General features: G+C 32.0%; 12 protein-coding genes and 1 tRNA gene. 1 reads left to right on the top strand and 12 read right to left on the bottom strand.

Going from position 1 to position 22,030, the window contains the following annotated elements; genetic code table 11:
* Positions 1–1,183 precede the first annotated feature (1,183 nt).
* From ERCIPSPA2889_RS01030 to rsmH, 4 genes are all read right to left on the bottom strand, one after another.
* A tRNA-Ser gene (locus ERCIPSPA2889_RS01030) sits at positions 1,184–1,271 on the bottom strand.
* 1,014 nt (positions 1,272–2,285) lie between these two features.
* Positions 2,286–5,738 carry a transcription-repair coupling factor gene (gene mfd / locus ERCIPSPA2889_RS01025; RefSeq protein WP_157989025.1) on the bottom strand — a complete coding sequence of 1,151 codons (3,453 nt, stop codon included), beginning with the start codon at positions 5,736–5,738 and terminating at the stop codon, positions 2,286–2,288.
* Between the two features lie 824 nt (positions 5,739–6,562).
* Positions 6,563–6,820 carry a cell division protein FtsL gene (ftsL, locus tag ERCIPSPA2889_RS01020; protein ID WP_232037608.1) on the bottom strand — a complete coding sequence of 86 codons (258 nt, stop codon included), beginning with the start codon at positions 6,818–6,820 and terminating at the stop codon, positions 6,563–6,565.
* Positions 6,821–6,823: 3 nt separating this feature from the next.
* Positions 6,824–7,759 carry a 16S rRNA (cytosine(1402)-N(4))-methyltransferase RsmH gene (gene rsmH, locus ERCIPSPA2889_RS01015; RefSeq protein WP_157989024.1) on the bottom strand — a complete coding sequence of 312 codons (936 nt, stop codon included), beginning with the start codon at positions 7,757–7,759 and terminating at the stop codon, positions 6,824–6,826.
* A gap of 1,707 nt (positions 7,760–9,466) precedes the next feature.
* Here rsmH and ERCIPSPA2889_RS01010 point away from each other — a divergent pair.
* Positions 9,467–10,840 carry a UDP-glucose dehydrogenase family protein gene (locus ERCIPSPA2889_RS01010; protein ID WP_157989023.1) on the top strand — a complete coding sequence of 458 codons (1,374 nt, stop codon included), beginning with the start codon at positions 9,467–9,469 and terminating at the stop codon, positions 10,838–10,840.
* 227 nt (positions 10,841–11,067) lie between these two features.
* On the opposite strand, the gene tldD is transcribed toward ERCIPSPA2889_RS01010, so the two are convergent.
* The 8 genes from tldD to ERCIPSPA2889_RS00970 all read right to left on the bottom strand — a co-directional run bounded on the left by tldD (position 11,068) and on the right by ERCIPSPA2889_RS00970 (position 21,996).
* Positions 11,068–12,513, bottom strand: coding sequence for a metalloprotease TldD (gene tldD / locus ERCIPSPA2889_RS01005; protein WP_157989022.1), 1,446 nt, complete (start codon positions 12,511–12,513; stop codon positions 11,068–11,070).
* 369 nt (positions 12,514–12,882) lie between these two features.
* Complete coding sequence (accA, locus tag ERCIPSPA2889_RS01000; RefSeq protein ID WP_157989021.1) at positions 12,883–13,851, bottom strand: acetyl-CoA carboxylase carboxyl transferase subunit alpha; 969 nt, start codon at positions 13,849–13,851, stop codon at positions 12,883–12,885.
* A 12-nt stretch (positions 13,852–13,863) separates the two neighbouring features.
* Complete coding sequence (gene dnaE / locus ERCIPSPA2889_RS00995; RefSeq protein WP_157989020.1) at positions 13,864–17,346, bottom strand: DNA polymerase III subunit alpha; 3,483 nt, start codon at positions 17,344–17,346, stop codon at positions 13,864–13,866.
* Positions 17,347–17,910: 564 nt separating this feature from the next.
* Entirely contained in the window at positions 17,911–19,056 is a 1,146-nt protein-coding gene (gene lpxB / locus ERCIPSPA2889_RS00990) for a lipid-A-disaccharide synthase (protein WP_157989019.1), read from the bottom strand.
* A gap of 3 nt (positions 19,057–19,059) precedes the next feature.
* The gene (gene lpxA / locus ERCIPSPA2889_RS00985; RefSeq protein WP_157989413.1) at positions 19,060–19,848 is read right to left on the bottom strand and encodes an acyl-ACP--UDP-N-acetylglucosamine O-acyltransferase; all 789 of its coding nucleotides are present in this window, start codon (positions 19,846–19,848) and stop codon (positions 19,060–19,062) included.
* A 3-nt stretch (positions 19,849–19,851) separates the two neighbouring features.
* Complete coding sequence (gene fabZ, locus ERCIPSPA2889_RS00980) at positions 19,852–20,307, bottom strand: 3-hydroxyacyl-ACP dehydratase FabZ (protein ID WP_157989018.1); 456 nt, start codon at positions 20,305–20,307, stop codon at positions 19,852–19,854.
* 159 nt (positions 20,308–20,466) lie between these two features.
* Complete coding sequence (gene lpxD / locus ERCIPSPA2889_RS00975; RefSeq protein ID WP_157989017.1) at positions 20,467–21,495, bottom strand: UDP-3-O-(3-hydroxymyristoyl)glucosamine N-acyltransferase; 1,029 nt, start codon at positions 21,493–21,495, stop codon at positions 20,467–20,469.
* A gap of 3 nt (positions 21,496–21,498) precedes the next feature.
* Positions 21,499–21,996, bottom strand: a complete 498-nt coding sequence (locus ERCIPSPA2889_RS00970; protein ID WP_232037607.1) for an OmpH family outer membrane protein — start codon at positions 21,994–21,996, stop codon at positions 21,499–21,501.
* Positions 21,997–22,030: the final 34 nt, after the last annotated feature.

The following is a 22,030-nucleotide window of genomic DNA, read 5'->3' as shown; positions in this document are numbered from 1 at the left end:
TTTAAAATAAATTTTTGAGCAAATTTTTAATTATTCTGATAGATAAAAATTTTTAGAATTTTATGACTATATCCACTATTAGTGCTATATTAACATTAACATGTTTTTATGCATAACTTACTCATGAAAAAATTACATATTATTAAAGAGACTTAAGAGGATTAAAAAATTTACTAAAAAATTTTAAGATTAATAAATTAACTATAGATAATACAAAAGATTCTTATGTATCTTTGATCATTATCTATAAACACTGCAAAGTATGCATCAATCCTGATATACTTAAAAAACACAAGGTAAAATTATTAAAGTAATTAATACAAAATATTTTATTCTATAATTACTTTTATAGATGATATATATATCACGCAGAAACGTTAATAGTGATGAGATTTTTTTCAGTAAGATCAACCACAAAATCTTTACTATTTCATTTAAATCAAGAGGGCTGGTTTCCAAAAAAACTGTAGAAATTAATATAAAAAATCTTATGATAAGATTCTTATATTAAAAGAAAGACAAGTATTTTTATCTACAAAGATATCACATCAACAATATTCAAGTACATAATGTATGATAAATAAATTGATTCTAAAAGTTTTAACGATGACTAAAAGAATATTTTTTTATTGCAGAAATAAAGGTTCCGGATACAAAAATCTCTCTCTATCATCATATTTTAAACTTAGTGAATTACAAACATCTATTAAAACATAATACATGATAATAACTAAAATAAAATAAATTTTAATAAAGTCATAAACATGATAAATATCATAGATATATAATCTAGTAGTAGTTTAAAAATTCAAGTATTATTAAAATAACTAATATATATTATATTATCATTAAGATTAATCAAAGGTTATATTAAAAATAATAATTAATATTACATAATATGTTTCATATATACTCTAAATATTATTTCAAATTCACAACAGTATCCAACAAGTTATCTTTTTAACCTTAAAATGCCACATGAAATGAATCTCTAAATCCGATATTAAAATAATAAAAAGAAAAAAATAACATCTCAATAGCAGCATAATCCGACATATTTATATAACTTGTTATACTAATAAAATTCTTACACAAACAACTCGAAATATAATAATATTAAATATTATCTTTAAGATAATAAATAATATAGATGATTATATCATATATAACATACTTAAATTATTGGTGGTGAGAGAGGGATTCGAACCCTCGATACGTTTCCATATACACGCTTTCCAGGCATGCTCCTTAGGCCGCTCAGACATCTCACCAAAATTTATTATACCAACCACATAAAGAATCCTATAATATTAGAGATAACTTGTGCTAAAATCAAGAAATCATTTATTTTACACAATATTTTACGTATAATCTCTCCCATGGTTGATAGTAAACTTTTATTTTGTATTTTTCTAAAATATATTATCTAATATTATTTTAAAAATTAATTATTCAATCATGATGAAAAATTAAAAACTCTTTATAATTAACAAAACGTATTAAATAGAACTTCTTAATACGATCAATATTCACGTAATTTTTACTATTACTATCATTCGCATCCATTGTATAAGATATTTATATTTTTATTATATTTTATTATATGCGATATTTGTACCTAATGTGATCGAAAACTACAATTATATATAATAATTAATAATAATGTAACAAAAACCTATTTCTGTATACTCTATTAAAAATAAATATGATAATATATTATGTTCTTTATTTATATAGTAAAATTACCTGTAGATTCTACATTGCACTTTATATATAGAAAACTAGAAATAAAATTTACAAAAAAAATAATTTAAATGATATACATTGTTATACATGTATGAATTACAAAAAATTTATTAATTATATTTTTAGATATAAAATTAATAACTTTTAAATATAACTTAATTACCTAATTTAATATATAATTATATTATTATATAATCAGCTATGCGAAATTAATTATTGAAAGCACAAGACCGTAATTATTCAATTAGTATATCTATACAATTTATGTTCTCATGCTTTAAGATATCCAAAATAAAAATTTATCCTGGTCATGGTAAAAATAAAATTTTTATTATGATAAAAATCTTTAATTTCTATTTATTGCAATTATAAAAGGAACTTCTCTACCTGAAATCTTAAATATACTATACATTACAAGATAAGAAACTATCTTTATTTTTATAAATAAAAAATACGTTATTGCTCTTTATAGCTATTTATTGATTTTTTCTAAAAATTTTTTTAAAAAAGTATTTTACTTTAAGCCCAATAGATAACCACTATTGAGCGGTGTTATAATCGCATATTTTATGAATTAATGCGGTAATCCATTGTAGACGTATTTTAGGATCAGACAAATTATAAATAAACCTAATACGTATTGGGCTATCTAAAAACCAAGAGTATGGTTCTTTTTTTAAAAGATCTAAAAACCATTTAGTATTAACTCTATTATTTTTATCTAATTCAATCCACCCTCCTTTTTCATTGACCTCAACTTTTCGTATGCCAAATTGTTTAGCTAGTATTCTCAAAGCTGAGATATCTAGCAGTGTACGAGTACTGTCTGGTAGTAATCCAAAACGATTAATCAATTCTATTTTAATATTTTTTATCACATCTAACTCTTTAGCACTAGCAATACGCTGATAGAATAACAGGCGAGTGTTTACATTAGAAATAAAATTACTTGGAATTAGTGCAGGTATCCTAAGTTCAATGTCAGTTTGAGTATTAATTAGATCTGCTAAGGATGGTTCGCGCCCTATTTGCAAAGCGTTTACAGTATTTTCTAAGAGTTCAGTATACAAGGAAAACCCAATCCCTTCTATTTGACCACTTTGCCCTTCACCAAGTAATTCTCCTGCTCCTCGAATTTCAAGGTCATGCGTCGCAAGAGAAAGACCTGCCCCTAGGTCTTCTATAGCGAGAATAGCTTCTAGGCGTTTATGTGCATTACTAGTCATTTCTTTTTGATTCGGGGTAAGCAACCATGCATAAGCCTGATGATGAGAGCGACCAACACGTCCACGTAGCTGATATAGTTGTGCAAGACCGAAGCGATCTGCGCGCTCAATTATAATTGTATTAGCACTTGGTATATCTATACCTGTTTCAATAATAGTAGTACATACTAATACATTGAAACGCTGATGGTAAAAATCATGCATGACTTTTTCCAATTCACGCTCACGCATCTTCCCATGACCTAATGCAATACGAGCTTGCGGAACTAATTCCGATAATTGTCGTGTAACTTTTTCAATATTCTCAACATCATTATAAAGATAATATGCTTGACCACCACGAAGCACTTCACGTAAAATTGCTTCATATACTATTCTCTTGTCATATTCATGCACAAAAGTCTTTACTGGTAAGCGACGAGCTGGAGGAGTAGAGATTATTGACAAATTACGGATACCATGCATTGCCATATTTAAAGTACGTGGAATTGGAGTAGCAGTTAATGTAAGAACATCAACATTAGCCCGTATTAATTTTATACGTTCTTTATGACGGACGCCGAAACGGTGCTCTTCATCAATAATTAATAAACCAAGATCATGCCATTTAATTTTATTTTGTAATAATTTATGAGTTCCTATAAGAATATCTACTTGACCTATCAATACATCTGTTAAGATCTGAGATTGTTCTTTATCCGTACGAAACCTTGATAACATCTTAATAGAGACTGGCCAGCTAGCAAAACGATCCAAAAAATTATCATAATGCTGCTGAGCTAAAAGAGTCGTGGGCACCAGTACAGCTACTTGTTTATGATTTATAACCGCTAAAAACGCAGCACGCATAGCAACTTCTGTTTTACCAAAACCCACATCTCCACAAATTAGACGATCCATAGATACAGGTTGACACATATCTCTCAATACTTCATTAATCGCTTCTGCTTGATCAATAGTGGCAACAAATGGAAAACTTTCACAAAATAATTGATACTGCTCTAAATCTTTTTTAAACGCAAAGCCAATCTTGGCTGCACGGTGCGCATAAATATCCAGAAGCTCTACCGCTACATCTCGTACTTGTTCAACGGCTTTTTGCCGAACCCGAGACCAAGTATCCCTACCTAGCTTATGCAACGGAGCTTCTGACCCAGAACCCCCCATATAACGACTAATTAAATGTAATGATGATATAGGTACATACAGCTTAGCATCTTCAGCATACATAAGAATAAGGTATTCAACTGAAATTCCATTAGTTTCTAAAACAATTAACCCCATGTATCGCCCAATGCCATGCTCAATATGCACAACAGGCTGACCTAGATACATCTCTGATAAATTCTGAAGAAAGATATTAGAATCAATATTATAAGGAGCCTTTTGACAGTACGGGGCAACAACGTTATCATTTAAAAGATCTCTTTCGCAGATAAAAGCACGTTTTCTCCTATGATCAATAAAACCTACCTCACTAGAAGAAATTAATAAATATTTACCAGACTCTCGTGCTTGCGCTAAGGAATTAATGATTGTTAACCTTACTGAAATACCAGCTAGACGCTCTTGCAGGACTTCCCGACGCCCTTCGCTTTGTACTGAAAATACCACCTGTCCTCGAAAAGAACTTAAAAATTGCCGTAATCTATCTAACGGTTTTTTAGAGGTTACATCGATCTTAAAACCTGGCAAAGAGGAATACTCTAAGTTAGTATTATAAAAATTTTCTTTTAATCTCTTAGCATTAAGTTGTATAGATGGCCAGTGTTTAAACTCTCGTAAAAATTCATCGCTACTAAACCATAAAAACTTGGGAGCTAATGGTGGTCGCATTACATTAGTATAACAAGCCCTATAACGATGCTGTAGATCTTTCCAAAAGCGTTGTGAAGAAATCTCTATATCAGCAGTAATTAATATTAACGTATTCGTTGGTAAGTAACTAAAAAGTCCCGGTAACTGTTTTTCAAAAAATAATGGCTGCCAATATTCAACACCTGCAGGTAAAATACCTTTTTTAACCTGTTCATAAATATAATTAGACTCTTTATTAATGTTAAAATTTTTAAACCATTTCTTGATAAAAAGTTCAAGAACATCATCATTAACAGGAAATTCATGCGATGGTAGCAAATTAATTTTCGTAATTTCTTCCGAAAAAAGTTGATTTTCACTCTCAAACAGATGCAACCTATTAATCTGATTATTAAATAAGCTCACACGACAAATCTTGCTACTACCCATGGGGTAAATGTACCAAAATTCCCCATCATTAGAAAATTCGCCATGCTCCATGACACGATACACACCACGATACCCTATTTGTTTCAGTTGAGTTAGCAGTTGATCATGGGTTAATATTTGATTTATTTTTATTACACACGCAGTATTTACTAGAAAATTATACGGACAAACTCGTTGCATTAAAGTATTGATGGATACAATAATAATGCCATTCTTTAATGTAGGTAAGTCATATAGCATAGATAAACGAGAAGATATAATCGCTTTATCTGGAGAAAAACTATCAAACGGTAGAGTCCCCCAATCAGAAAACTGCATGACTATTTGGTTAGTAAAATTTTTAATTTCCTCAAATAAAAGTCGTGCATTCTTTATATCCTGTGTAACAATCATTACTGGACCGTTATGACGTTCAGCTATTTCAGAACATTCAATAGAATAGGCTGCACCAGTTAGCTGCCCTAGATGACGCTGATCACCTGCTCTACATGGCAGGTCATAACAATAGAGTTCTGGCATAATCAGTTATATGTTTCTACGTAAAATCATCAATTGTTTCGGTGAGGTACTTACCTCAGGTAAGTTAGTAAAAATACATTTTTATATTTTATATATATCATTAACAATATATAATAAATAAAATTTTATGATATTATCAATATAATTAATCAATCAACATAATGCTTATTATGTCTTAATGCTTATTATGTCTTCTTTATAATCGCATCAAAATTGAAAAGTATTATTTATATAAAAATTTTTCTTATATGTTATTCCAAGTTACTTGATATTGATCGATTAGATATACAGATATATATTCTCGAAATTTATAGTCACCTTTATTAACTTTAACCCAAAACCTCGTGTACCATATTCTCAATATACATCATAATATCTAAGTTTCTCAGAATATTTTATATTAATAAGTTATATATTCCGCCTTAACTAACTGATAAGGCATTATGAAGAAGTCTACTTTTAGACAATTTTTCTATACTGAATTTTATTGAAAAACTAAATCATAATATTTTTAAAATCCAATATTACCTATTAATATTATACTATATATTCTGTTTTTAATTAGATTAATTAATTGATGTACATTGAATTACACAAATATAAGTAAATGATATGATATAAATTACATAGATTAAATAAATTACATAGATTACATAAGTGTAAATAAATATTTCCTTACATGAGAATATTTTTTTGTTTTGTATAGATAAATTCTAAAACATCCATTTGGGTTGAATTGTAAATTCTTGTGATGAAATTCAAGATATCTATATAATAAACACATATTAATCGCCAATATATAATATTTTTATCTGTACGCCTTGTTAATTCATCTTCCTTGTTCCATCATTAGTTACTAGAGAATTTTCTTCAAGAATTAAATTACGCCACTCAATATCTAACGCATTACGCTGTAAAAATAATTGTTCACGTTGAGCAACGCATAATCGTGTTTGATATGTAATGCACACAACAGAGATCGCAGAAATTAATATCATCACTAAAAGTGATATCTCTATCTTACTATTATGCATTAAATCTATAAAAATGATCTGTGGTAAACTATATCGCTTATTTTTCATAATCTATATACGCTCTGCAATACGCAAAATTGCACTTCTAGCTCGTGGATTATAAAATATTTCAGTTATATTTGGCATAATCTTATACAAAGATTTTAAATGGCGCCTCTCTAAGTAATCAATTTGAGCTTCAGATATTGGTAAACCAGATGGTACCTGTGGTCTATTACTATGCTCTTTGATAAAATTTTTTACTAGACGGTCTTCCAAAGAATGAAAAGCAATCACTGAAAGACGACCACCTGATTTTAAAATTTGTAGTGTGCCTACAAGTACCTTTTTAATCTCTTCTATTTCATTATTAACTACTATACGAATTGCTTGAAAGCTACGCGTTGCAGGATGTTTATATTTTTCCCTAAATGGAATAGCAGTATAAATTATATCAGCTAAATCTTTAGTTCGTGTTATTGGATTCTTACGATTTCTTGTTACAATCGCACGAGCAATACGTTTCGCAAAACGTTCTTGACCGAAAGCCTGCAACACAAAAGCGATATCTTTTTCTTCTGTATTCTGCAACCATTTAGCCGCTGATCTACCACGAGTGGGATCCATGCGCATGTCTAACGGTCCATCTTTCATAAAAGAAAAACCACGTTGAGCGTCATCTATTTGTGGCGAGGAAACACCAAAATCTAAAATGATACCATCAATTTTTCTCATCAATTGATGCGCTGAAACATATTGAACCATCTCAGAAAAAGGACTGTGGACAATAGTAAAACGAGGATCAGTAATTTCAGATGCCACAGAAATTGCCCGTGGATCACAATCCATAGCATATAAACGTCCCTCCGTTCCGAGATGCGATAAAATTACATGTGAATGCCCACCACATCCAAAAGTACCATCAATATATATACCATTCGGTTTTATATTAAGCCCATTCACTGCTTCATTGACTAACACTGGTATATGTTTTAAAATAGTTTGCATAGAAATTTTTTTATTTTTACAGCGTATCATAAATAAAAATTTTTATTAAATAATTCTACATCTCTATTATTTCTGCCAAAATAATTTGATTTAATTTTTTCTATTAATTCTATAATTTTCTTAAATTATTATATCTTAATATTCAAAACCCTTGATCGAGATATACCGATAAATTAAACACAAGTCTTCTAATCTAATTAGACAATATATTAATATTAAAATTTAATATATTAGCTAGAACGTAAAAAAACAAACCAAATACTTCTCAAATAGAATATCTAATTACTTTAAATATAAAACTATATGCTTAAATTATTTTTTACTAATAGTCAAATAAGAATTTAAATATCTACTAATACTATTAGTTCATACAAAATGTATATTTTACATAAACCTTTATTGCCAGAACAATATCAATATCAGATCTGTATCATTAATTAGTAAAAAGCATACTAGATTATCAGTTGGTATATTGAATGGTTAGGGTCTTCCCTTTAAATATTTCTAATAAAAAAATAAATAAAATCAAATGATATTTTTTAATTAAGAAAAGCACAAGTCAGTTATTGAAAAATCATTTAATTAACGAATACCAATATAATAATAAATTAATAATAATAAGTATTATCGAATTACTTGAGAACCTATCTTTATCTCTACATTAACTTGCTGTATCTTTTTTATAACCTATTAAACAATCAGTAATTATAATTAAAATATCACATAACAAAGAACTAATGCATTCCAAATGCTACATACACCCTAATCTTATACCTACTCAAAATGCTAATACAATACACTTGAATATGAAAGCTTCAGGTAAGATAAAATAATATTTTTTTAAAAAATATAATCAAATTCTTTATATTTAGATTTGATTACAAAATAAATAATAATATTTTATTATATATGAATACACTCTTAAAAAAAAGTATTTATTAAAACTCATGATTAATTAAGAAAAATCTAGCATCATACTCATAAATATTTCTAATAACAGTGAAACCATTAGTAATTACTATATTATTTTTAGAATGATCTATAGAAAAAATCTATACATAAGGCGTTTTTATTTCAAGTGGCTATTATTCTAAAAAATAACAAATACTAAATCAACGGCTAGCTACTTAAAAACTAATCTCTCAGAAAATCTCTGCAATAATAGATATCATCATGATATTTTTAATCTATTTATAAAAAACTCATGGTATAATATTGTCTAAAAGAACATATTGAATTACTAATTATAAAAAAAAATCTCAAAAAGATCCAAAAAATTATTCTTATAGCATATATCATATTAAACATATGATTACTATCTTAAATAATTCAATACAAATCATGGTGGAAACGCAGACTTGTTCTTGAAGACTCGCACACCAACAAGATACGCAAAATAAAGCTTTTCATATAAAATGGATTAATAATTGATGCAAATAACTATATTTTATTTAAAATTTTGAATATTTTAATGGTCAAGCAATATTAATTATTATATTGATAATATAACAATGTTAAAATATAAGATTCTACAGGAATAGAATTAACACTATAAAGGATGCACTCGATAGGCTTATGTAGGATACAAATGAATAAAATATCTATTAAGATCAACGTCTAATGCCATAAAACTCACCTAATGACTAAAAATATAATACACTTAATATGTCATTAAGGATGAAATATCGTTGTTAACTAGGAAAATCCATGAAAATTACAGTATTTGGTATTGGTTATGTCGGTTTAGTTCAGGCTGCCATTTTAGCTGAAGTCGGACATGATGTACTTTGTATTGACGTAGATGCTATAAAGATTCAGCGTTTAAAACAAGGCAAAATTCCTATTTTTGAACCTGGTCTTGCTCCGCTAATTATCAAAAACTATGAGGCTGGACGCTTACAATTCTCCATTCATGCAGAGGAAGGAGTGCATCATGGATTAATACAAATTATTACTGTTGACACACCATCAGATTATGATGGTGTGTCTGACTGTAAAAACGTTCTCTCTGTGGCTCATGTAATTTCTAAGTACATGAATCACTACAAAGTAATTCTAAACAAATCAACAGTTCCCGTTGGAACCACAGAGCATATTAGCTGTTTAATTAAAAAAACTTTAAAACAACGTGGCATACAATTAAGATATGATGTAATTTTTAATCCTGAATTTCTAAAAGAAGGTACAGCAGTTACCGACTGCATGAATCCAGACCGAATTATTATTGGGGCTAGTAACACAAATGCTATTAAACTTTTATATGAACTTTATAAGCCATTTAACCAACATGATAACCGCATTCTCCTAATGGATATTCGCAGTGCTGAGCTCACTAAATATGCTGCAAATTGCATGCTTGCTACTAAAATTAGCTTTATGAATGAAATAGCTAATCTGGCAGAACTCCTTGGTGCTGATATCGAAAAAGTACGACAAGGAATCGGCTCCGATTCACGCATTGGAAACTCATTTATTTATCCTGGCTGTGGTTATGGCGGATCTTGCTTACCAAAAGATATACGTGCCTTAATACGCATTGCTGAAAAAATTGGATATCACTCATATTTGTTAAAAGCAGTAGAAGATATTAATGAAATACAAAAACATAAACTATTAACCTTAATTAAAAATCATTATAAAGATGCCTTACAAGGCAAAACCTTTGCCTTATGGGGTCTCTCTTTTAAACCTAATACCAACGACATACGTGAAGCTTCTAGCAGAGTTATAATGGAAACATTATGGAACTTTGGCGCCACTATACAAGCTTATGATCCAGAGGCAATAGAAGAGACAAGACGTGTTTATGGTTGTCGCAAAGATCTCAAACTTATAACCAGCAAAGAATTAGCGTTAAGACATGCAGATGCTCTTATCATATGTACAGAATGGAAAACTTTTCGAATACCAGATTTTAATCTAATAAAAAATATATTAAAAAAACCAGTAATTTTTGACGGACGTAACTTATATGATCCTAAACAAATGAAACAACGCGGATTTATTTATTATGCTATCGGCCGCGGAGAGTCCATTCAAAAATCATTCAATACTATGTTAGATGACGATATAAATAACTAATCGCTACAGAGATATCATCTAAACTGTAGTTTCTATTATAATAACTATACAAACGAAGATCCATATTAATAAAATTATTCCTGATATATAATCATGCATTAAATAAAAAATAATAATTAATTTTTATCACAGCATCGTGTTTTTTAATGATGAAAAAAAAACTAAATCATAACTCATATTAATAAATAAAAAATACCTCAGTAATAAATATATTAAAAATATAGCACTTAATCAGTTCCACCTACAATTAACTTATCAAGTTTTATAGTAGGTTGTCCAACACTAACTGGAATAGTCTGTCCTTCCTTGCTACAAAATGAACCCCCCGTATCTAATGCAAGATCATCTCCTACCATTGAAATATTCTGCATAGCCTCAATACTAGACCCAATGAGCGTTACTCCTTTCACAGGGGTGCTGATGGCACCATTTTTTATTAAATAAGCCTCTGAAGCAGAAAAAGCAAATGTTCCCGATATAATATCTACCTGTCCACTACTTAATTTTTTTATATACAATCCATAATCAACACTTTCAATAATTTCTAGTGGCGTTGATAATCCTGATAACATGTAGGTATTAGTCATACGCGGCATTGGCAAATGTGCATAGGACTCACGGCGGCCATTGCCAGTAGAGTGCACACCCATAAGTCGAGCATTTAATTTATCCTGTAAATAACTCTTTACAATACCTTTCTCGATTAATACATTGTATTGACCTGGCACACCTTCATCATCTATAGAAAGAGAACCAGACAAGCCATATATTGTACCATCATCTACTATAGTACATAGTTCAGAAGCCACTTTCTTACCTATCCGGCCGCTAAATATAGAGTTTTCACGTCGATTAGCGTCACCTTCTAGGCCATGACCGACTGCCTCATGTAAGAGAACACCTGGCCATCCAGAACCTAAAACAACAGGAATAGATCCCGCAGGAGTAGGCATGGCATATAAATTCACTAAAGCCATACGAACAGCATCACGAGCCCATGATTCTGCTCGCACTTCACCGGCTACTGTATCCAAGAAAAACTGATAACCAAAACGACCACCACCACCACTTATAGCTTTTTCCAGTTTACCATGATCCTCTACTTGTACATTAATTGACAATCCAATCAGAGGACGAGTATCAGCGCCTAAAGTTCCATCAGTTGCCGCAACTAATACCTGTTCATATGAAGTAGTTAAATGGACTGAAACATCCTGGACACGCTTATCAGTGATGCGCGCTTCCTGATCAATTTTATGGAGTAATGCAATTTTATCTTCAGATGTGAAAGCATTACAAGGATCTTGATGTGAATATTTTTTAAGAGGCATATCTTTCTTAAAACAACTAATTTTTTCATTACCTTTCTCGGACACAATGCTTCGCGCAGCGATAGAGCTCTGACGTAAAGTCTCTAATGTAATGTCGTTAGAATAGGAAAAACCAGTTTTTTCACCAACAACAGCGCGAACTCCTACGCCATGATTAGTATTGCAATAGACATCTTTGATAATTTTATCTTCCAATGTCCATGATTCATAATAAACATGCTGAAAATAAAGATCACCATAAGTAATGTTCCTCTCAGACAAAAAATCTAAAATTGCAGACAGATCTCTATGATTTAAATTATTTTCAGTTAAAAGCTTCTCACTTATTAAGGTCATGTTCATAAATATCCACTTAATATAATAAACCTAAAAATAATAATATTACCACCAAAAATACAACAAGTAATAACATTGAAATGTTAATCTTATAAAGATTATTCCTATATGAATAAATCCTACAATCTAACGTATTTCGAAATTTATAATTTATCTAATATATATAACATATATAACATCAATGATCGCTTTATAGACATATATGGATAATGTGACTGTTACTAACTACCAAGATTCTTCCCTTAATTGAAATGTTTTACTATTTTCAATATTAATTTACTATAAATTTTATAAACATTAACACGTAATAAAGATATATATAAATATAAAAACTCACTTGAAATATATAGAGTGCTAATAATATTCAATATTTAGTTAAAATATAGTAATAGAACTATAATTCATTAATCGTTGATAACGACGATCCAATAATTCTTCTTTGCGTAGAGTATCTAAATCCGCTAAATCTACTAAAAATTGCCGTTTCATTGTTTTACTAATTGTCAATAAATCACGATGCGCCCCACCTAATGGCTCAGGTATAACACTATCAATCAATTTTAATGCTTTTAAGCGAGTAGCAATGATAGCCATAGCCTCAGCGGCCACAGAAGCTTTATCTATACTCTTCCATAAAATAGAGGCGCACCCTTCTGGAGAAATCACTGCATATATACTATATTGTAACATATTAACCTTATCACCAACACCAATAGCCAATGCCCCCCCAGAGCCCCCCTCACCAATCACAGTGCAAATTATTGGTACCGAAAGTCTAGACATCTCCCGCAAGTTACAGGCAATAGCTTCTGCTTGCCCACGCTCTTCAGCCCCAACACCAGGATAGGCACCTGGTGTGTCAATCAGTGTAATAATTGGCATATTAAAACGCTGCGCTAAATCCATTAGACGTAATGCCTTGCGATAACCTTCAGGTGCTGGCATGCCAAAGTTTCGGCGAATCTTTTCTTTAGTTTCCCTACCTTTTTGGTGTCCAATAATCATTACAGGACGTCCAGAAATTCGTGCAATACCACCAACAATGGCCTTATCATCTGCATACGCGCGATCGCCTGCCAACTCATCAAAATCAGTAAATATAGTACTAATATAGTCTAACGTGTGAGGACGTAAAGGATGTCTAGCTAATTGTGCAATTTGCCAAGCGCTTAAGTTAGAAAAAATCTTACGTGTCATGTAAGTGCACTTATCACGCAATCGGTGAATCTCCTTATCAATATTAATCTGCTCAGGCGCTGCTTGAAGTTGAATTGCCTTTAGGGAATTAATTTTTTCTTCAATCTCCATAAGAGGTTGCTCAAAATCTAAATAATTGAGACTCATAGTCATCCTATTTTAATAAAATTCTAGTTTTACTTTATCTAATCCTAGTAAGAACCTTAACTCATTTAATAAACTGTCATGTAATGAAACCCGCCATGATTCACCAAAACACAATGTAACTCGATAATTACTGCCTTGATAGTGTAATTGAATAGAAGAAGTTCCTGAACGATATGGTGTCAATACATCACGTAAGCGCTGTATAAACTTTATATCTATGTTATTATTTGATATAAAAAGAGAGAGATAACGCGTATGTTTTTCGCGAGCCATGTTGATATCAATAATCTTATGAGCTATTATTTGCATGTTATCATTAAATTTATCTATACTCACTTGACCAGTGACAATTAAAATGCGATTTTTATCTAAAAAAGTTTTAAATTGATCAAGTCGATCTGTAAATAATTTTACTTCAATTTTACCCGAACGATCATCTAATGTGCATACACCCATACGGTGACCTTTTTTTGTTTCTATAATCCGAGATGCAATCACTATGCCAGCAATAGTAGTCATCTCTCCTTTTTTAGTTGGGCGTATATCTTTTAAGCGATGACCGCTAATATAATGTGAAATTTCTTCTAAATATGGATTAATAGGATGCCCAGTAAGGTAAAAACCTAACGTTTCTTTTTCTCTCTCTAATCGCACATTTTCAGGCCAAGGTTGTACATTAAAATGTGTTTGCTGCACTACATTCTGTGACCCTAATAATGCTCCAAAAATATCAGATTGCCCCATCTCTCCTGCCTTGCTGTATTGGGTAGAAGATTTTATAGCATCAGGAAGTGCACTTATTAATGCGGCCCGATGTTGCCCAAAACAATCTAAAGCACCAGATATAATTAATTTTTCTAAAACTCGACGGTTAATTTTTTTAATATTAATGCGTGTGCAAAATGAAAAAATTTCATAAAAACAACCACCTTTATTTCTTGATTGAATAATTTCTAAAATTGGATTCAAACCTACCCCTTTAATAGCGCCAAGACCATAAACAATTTCTCCTTTATCATTAACATAAAAGTGATGCAAACCGGAATTGATATTTGGCGGTAAGACTGTTAAACCTATTCGCCAACATTCATCTACCAAAATAACTATTTTATCTGTATTATCCATATCAGCATTCATCACTGCGGCCATAAATTCAGCTGGATAGTGAGCTTTTAACCATAACGTCTGATAGGACACCAATGCATAAGCAGCTGAGTGTGATTTATTAAAACCATAACCAGCAAATTTTTCAACTAAATCAAAAATTTTCATTGCTAAAACACCATTTATACCTTTTTCTTTAGCTCCTTTTTCAAAAATACTTCGTTGTTTAGCCATTTCTATAAGATTTTTTTTTCCCATTGCCCGACGTAACATGTCTGCGCCGCCTAGACTATAACCAGCTAGAACCTGAGCAATTTGCATAACCTGCTCTTGATACAAAATTATACCGTAAGTTGACTCAAGAACCGGTCGAAGCAACTTATGCTCCCACTGTATATCTGGATACGATATTTTCTCTCTTCCTTGCTTACGATTAATAAAGTTATCTACCATACCAGATTGCAATGGTCCAGGGCGAAATAGTGCAACTAAAGCAATAATGTCTTCAAAACAATCCGGTTTTAATCTCTTAATTAAATCTTTCATACCGCGTGATTCCAACTGAAATACTGCAGTAGTTTCAGCATTTTTTAATATCTGAAAACTTTTTGGATCTGAAAGCGAAATCTCAGAAATCTGAATTAATTGAAGCCCCTTTCTTTTACGATGAGCGTTAATCATTTCTAATGCCCAGTCTAGAATAGTTAACGTACGCAATCCAAGAAAATCAAATTTAACTAAACCAGTATACTCGACATCGTTTTTATCAAACTGAGTCACTGGATTGTGACCATTTTCGTCACAATATAATGGTGAAAAATCAGTAATTTTTGTTGGCGCAATCACCACACCTCCAGCATGTTTACCAGCATTTCGTGTAACACCTTCTAGCTTACGCGCCATATCAATAAGAGATTTTACTTCTTCATCGGTGTTATATAACTCCATTAAACTAGAAGAACAATGCAATGCTTTTTCTAGTGTCATACCTAAATCTGATGGTACTGCCTTAGCAATGCGATCAACAAAAATATAAGGGTGCCCTAATACACGCCCTACATCACGTATTACAGCTTTGGCCGCCATGGTACCAAAAGTAATAATTTGTGAAACTGCATGACGACCATATATATTTGCTACGTGCTCAATTACTAAGTCACGCTTTTCCATGCAAAAATCAATATCAAAATCGGGCATGGATATACGCTCTGGATTTAAAAAACGCTCGAATAATAGATTAAACTCTAATGGGTCTATATCTGTAATTTTTAGAACATAAGCTACTAATGAACCAGCCCCAGAGCCACGACCAGGACCTACTGGAATATCTTGCTCTTTAGCCCATTGAATAAATTCCATTACGATTAAAAAATAACCAGGAAAACCCATTTGATTGATAACCTGTAACTCTTTGTTTAATCGCTGTTGATAACGCTCATAATGTAGAAGACGCATATTTCTATCTGGGAAAATATGCGCTAAACGAACCTCTAGACCCTTCTGAGATTTTTGAATTAAATAACATTCTGTAGATATGCTACCAGTAGAAAACTGTGGTAAAAAATACTCACCAAGCTGAATAGTTACATTACAACGACGAGCAATCTCTATACTATTCTCTAACGCTTCAGGAATATCTGAAAAAAGTGTGCACATTTCCTCTTCACTGCGTAAATATTGCTGTGCGCTATAGGAATTAGGACGTTTAGGATCCCCTAAAGTATAGCCATTTTGTATTGCTACACGAATTTCATGCGCCTCAAAGTCTGATTTAGAAAGAAAACATACATTATTAGTGGCAACAACAGGAATAGCGTAAAACTCTGCTAACTCTAGCGCTGCATTTAAATATATCTCTTCATTAAGTCTACCAGTCCTGCTTAATGTGAGATAGTATCGGTTAGGAAAATGTTTCTGATAAAAATCCAAGAACTTTTGCGCTTGTATTTGATTACCACGTAATAACATTTTACCAACGTCCCCTTTATGTCCGCCAGAAAGCAATATGAGACCTTCCTGATATTCTAGTAACCAATTACGCTCTATCATTGGACCATGCGATCCATAACCACGCAAATAGGCACGTGAAATTAAAAGCGTTAGATTCTTATAACCTTCATTATTAGCTGCTAGTATAGTAACATGAGGTAGCTCATTACCTAGAATGCAGCAATTGATTCTAAAATCAGCGCCGATAATTGGTTTTAAACCATAGTTATGTGCTATTTGATAAAATTTAATGAGACCGAATAGATTAGTAAAATCTGTAATAGCAATGGCCGGCATTCCCATATTTGCTGCATGCATTACTAATGCAGCTATTTTTGTTAAACCATCTATTATCGAGTAGTCACTACGCACATGTAAGTGAATAAAACGAGGCTCTGGCATCTGAATTCCTATGCACGAGTTGGAGAATAATAAAGAAAGGGGGGAACGATTATAAGACTTGTGAAGCCCAATAAGAATATTTTGTAGAAAAATTACAATAATAAATCCAACCTAAAATGACGTTTTTTCAAATTTATTAACTATATAGTCAATGTAGACTGCTTAATCTGTAATGATCTTAATCATAAATAGAATCACCATATAACAGTACATAAAAATACATTTAGTAATAAGGTATAAATATGATTTTTATTAAAATAATGAAATATATGAAATACATATAAATCAAGATATAAAGATATATACATCAATATTATATATTCTCTATAACTTGCTGAGACATGAGAATCAAATTTTTATACATTATAAAATAACTTTTTAATTCTAATCTTTTGTAAATATAGAGATTTTCTAAAAAACTAAAAATAATATTCACCAAAATTCTACAGGACATTAAAAATGCTATCGTTTATTATTATAAAATGTTTTAATTTAAAAATAAACGTCATATTTCTATAGAAATCACTATTATGATCTTAGCATTATATAATTATACTTAATAATTTATTTACAAACCTCCAATACTGCCTCTGCAGCCTGTTCATTTGCGTTCCGGCGCAATTGCCTGTGTAAATTAGAAAAAATATCAAATAACGCATGGCAACTTTTTTCTTGACCTAAAAATAAATCTAATTCGGAAGCAAGCCGTGATGGTTGGCAGCTATCCTGTAAAAATTCAGGCACGAGTTTAAAACCTGCCAGAAGATTAGGTAATGATATATACTCTGTACGCACTAATCGTCTAGCTAACCAAAAAGTTACCGGTTTTACACGATAAGTAACAACCATAGGACACCTCGCTAACATACACTCTAGTGTGGCTGTACCAGATGCAAGCAAGGTAACGTCACTCGCTTGCATGACCTGCCTACTTTTTCCATCTAAATAACGAACTGGTAAATCCGGTGAGACGCGGGATTGAATCGCTTTAAATTGCGCTTGATGTTTATCATTAACTAATGGTACTAGAATCTCTAATTCTGGATATTTTTCTCGCAAAATTATTGCTGTTTTCAAAAAATCTGCACTTAACATATTTATTTCAGCGCTACGGCTTCCTGGCAGCAAAGCCAGGCATAAAGCTTTTTCTGAAATGCCCAGTTCACAACGTACAAATGATTTATTTGGTACTATGGGCATAAGATCTGCCAAAGCGTGACCAATAAAACGACAAGGAATGTTAAAATGATCATAAAATTCTTTTTCAAATGGAAAAAGTAATAATACAAGATCCACTGCGCGTCTGATTGTATATATACGATTTTTTCGCCACGCCCATAATGCTGGGCTTACATAATGAATAGTTCGAATACCTGCACGCCTAAGGTTTTTTTCTAGTGTCAAGTTAAAATCCGGAGAATCAATACCAATAAAAACATCTGGTTTTAAAGCAATTAATCGACGAGTTAAAACGCGACGAATACACCATAGACGTCGTATACAAAAAAAAACTTCAGACAACCCCATGACAGAAAGCTCTGAAAGATTATACCATGCCACACACCCCTCAAACTGCATTAGTGGTCCAGCGATCCCTACAAAATAAGCATTTGGATGCTTTTTTTTTATTGCATGAATAAGCCCAGCGCCAAGTATATCACCAGAAGCCTCTCCAGCAACTAAAGCAATGGTTAAAGCTTGTGTAGACATAAATTAACGAATAATCCCTCTAGTAGATCGAGCAAAAAAATCATAAAACAATTGCACCTCTGGATGTGAATTTGCAATGCTCGCGATTTCTAGTTTTACTTTGTCAAGTGTTTTTCCACTACGATACAGCATCTTATAAACAGCACGGATTGCACTTAATGCCTCTTTGCTAAATCCATGACGTTGCAAACCTACGACATTAATCCCAAAGGGCCTTGCATGATTTCCCTGCGCAATAATATAAGGAGGTACATCTTGCGTCACACCAGAGCATCCACCTACCATAACATAAGAACCAATAATGCAAAATTGATGTACCGCGGTCATGCCACCAATAATTGCAAAATCATCAACATTAACATGCCCAGCTAATGTAGCATTATTAGATAAAATACAATTGCTCCCAATAATACAATCATGAGCAATGTGTGCATTTACCATTAATAAATTATCATTACCAATACGTGTAATTCCTTCTGCTTGCACGGTTCCACGATGAATAGTTACACTTTCACGTATGTGATTACGATCTCCAATCTCAACTCGTGTTGGCTCACCAGAATATTTTCGATCCTGATTTACATCACCAACTGAAGCAAATGGCCAGAGAGTATTGTTTGTTCCGATAGAAGTATGACCATGGACTACCACATGTGATTTTAGAACTGTACCAGCGCCAATTCTAACATTAGAACCCACAACACAAAATGGATTAATTTGGACACCAGCACCGATCACAGCGCCTTCTTCAACAATGGAACTAGGGTGAATAACGGCGGTAGCATCAATCACCAATTACACCTCCCGGCTACGGGCACACATCATTTTTGCTTCACAAACAATTTTACCATCAACGGTCGCATCGCCTTTAAAACGTGTTAAACCACGACGGGTTTTTTCAAAGTTGACTTCCATAATCATTTGATCACCTGGAACTACTGGACGTTTAAAACGTGCTTCATCAATACCTGCAAAATAGTAAAGCTCACCCGATTCTAATTTACCCATACTTTTAAATGCAAGAATACCAGTAGCTTGAGCCATAGCTTCTAAGATTAAAACTCCTGGAAAAATAAGCTTTCCAGGAAAATGACCTTGAAAAAATGGTTCATTTACTGAAACATTCTTCACTGCTCGCAAATATTTGTTTTTTTCAAATTCAATAACTCGATCAACTAATAGAAATGGGTAGCGATGCGGTAAAAGATTAATGATCTCTTCAATTTTTAGGGTATGCATGTGAATAGTCAAAATACTCTTCCCGTCCTAAAAGCTAATAGCATCAGTAATAAGACTTATAAAAAATCCATAATTTTTCCACAAACTAAAAATCATTTTTGCGACCCTATGCTTATTCTTGTTCGCATATTATTTGATATACATTATATATAAGTTATGTGGTAGTTTTACTTATTCTTCAATATTTTTGAATTTATGTTCAATATTTTTCAAGCGTTTTCTAATATCATCAATATGCATTACTAATGTTACCGTTTTACGCCAAGTTCTATTGGGTTGAATTGGGATTCCTGAAGAATATATACCAGGTTCTATAATAGAGCGCATAACCATACTCATCCCAGTAACAGTAACATTATCACAAATATCTATATGCCCATTAATAACACTTGCGCCACCAATCATACAATATTTTCCAATATTCAAACTTCCAGCCATAATAACACCACCCGCTACTGCAGTATTATTTCCAATAATAACATTATGTGCAATCTGGCATTGATTATCCACAATAACATCATTACCAATTTGCGTATTATCAAGGGAGCCACGATCAATTGTAGTGCAAGCACCAATCTCGACACGATGTCCAATAATTACCGTACCTAACTGAGGAATCTTAACCCAATTACCAGAGCCCCGAACGTAACCGAAACCGTCAGAACCAATAACTGTTCCGGATTGAATTAAACAATCCTGTCCAATTTCTACTTCATGATAAATTGAAACATTTGCCCACAATCGACTTCTAGAACCAATATGAGTTTTTTTTCCAATAAAACATCCAGCGCCAATTATTACATCATCACCTAATACAACATCAGACTCAATTACTGCATTAGCGCCAATTACCACACGTTTACCAAGACAAGCTGTACGATCAATTACCGCACTTTGGGCAGTTCTGATCGCTGGTTTAGGTGTTCTATCAAATAATTGAGCTATACGAGCATATGCTAGATACGGATCACTCACTATCAATGCAGGACCACAAAAAAACTCAAGATCCGCTCGTTTCAATACTACAGCTGAAGCTTGGCAAACTAAAAGCTTTTTACCATAACGTCTATTAGAAAGAAAAGTTATCTGACCTCTTTGAGCAGACTGCATGGATGCGATACCAGAGATAGAAATTTCTCCATCACCATGCAATTCTGCATTCAACTCCTTAGCCAAATCAGCCAGTCGAATAAAAAACATAGATTATTTTACCTGCTTCAAAACATCAGCAGTAATATCTTTCACTGAGGAAACGTAAGCGACCGCACCTCGATCCAGAACTAAATCATAATTTTTAATTTTAGCAACTTTCTGCACAGCATTCTGAATTTTATATATAATTTTATCCCGCTCTTCTATTTGACGACGACGATTATCCTGGTCAAAAACTCGAACGGTAGTGTTAAATTCTTCGCGCTTTTTGATAATCTCTTTTTCCATTTGAAGCTGATCACTTACTTTCATGGTTGACCTATTACGCTGCATATTCTGTATTTTAGTTTGCAGATCATGTTCCATATTCTGCAAGACAATTGTTCGGTCCTTAAACTCTTTTTCTAACTTATGCGTGACAATAATAAGTTCTGGTAATTGCTGAAAAATATCAGAAATATTTACTACTGCAATTTTATCAGAGGCTGCAGCAGATACAGAAAAAATTAAAACAAAACTTAGACTTATAATACGCAAAACCTGTTTCACTCTTGAGCTCCTTAATACTTTTAAATTATTTATT

It is taken from the genome of Candidatus Erwinia haradaeae, from assembly GCF_900698985.1.
GTDB classification, from domain to species: domain Bacteria; phylum Pseudomonadota; class Gammaproteobacteria; order Enterobacterales; family Enterobacteriaceae; genus Erwinia_E; species Erwinia_E haradaeae_B.
The sequence above is the reverse complement of the archived record's forward strand: the minus strand, read 5'-3'. Positions and strand labels throughout refer to the sequence as shown.

Bases quoted from the DNA above. Each gene is read 5' to 3' on its own strand.
- mfd (WP_157989025.1), bottom strand. From the start codon at position 5,738: ATGCCAGAACTCTATTGTTATGACCTGCCATGTAGAGCAGGTGATCAG.
- ftsL (WP_232037608.1), bottom strand. From the start codon at position 6,820: ATGAAAAATAAGCGATATAGTTTACCACAGATCATTTTTATAGATTTA.
- rsmH (WP_157989024.1), bottom strand. From the start codon at position 7,759: ATGCAAACTATTTTAAAACATATACCAGTGTTAGTCAATGAAGCAGTG.
- ERCIPSPA2889_RS01010 (WP_157989023.1), top strand. From the start codon at position 9,467: ATGAAAATTACAGTATTTGGTATTGGTTATGTCGGTTTAGTTCAGGCT.
- tldD (WP_157989022.1), bottom strand. From the start codon at position 12,513: ATGAACATGACCTTAATAAGTGAGAAGCTTTTAACTGAAAATAATTTA.
- accA (WP_157989021.1), bottom strand. From the start codon at position 13,851: ATGAGTCTCAATTATTTAGATTTTGAGCAACCTCTTATGGAGATTGAA.
- dnaE (WP_157989020.1), bottom strand. From the start codon at position 17,346: ATGCCAGAGCCTCGTTTTATTCACTTACATGTGCGTAGTGACTACTCG.
- lpxB (WP_157989019.1), bottom strand. From the start codon at position 19,056: ATGTCTACACAAGCTTTAACCATTGCTTTAGTTGCTGGAGAGGCTTCT.
- lpxD (WP_157989017.1), bottom strand. From the start codon at position 21,495: ATGTTTTTTATTCGACTGGCTGATTTGGCTAAGGAGTTGAATGCAGAA.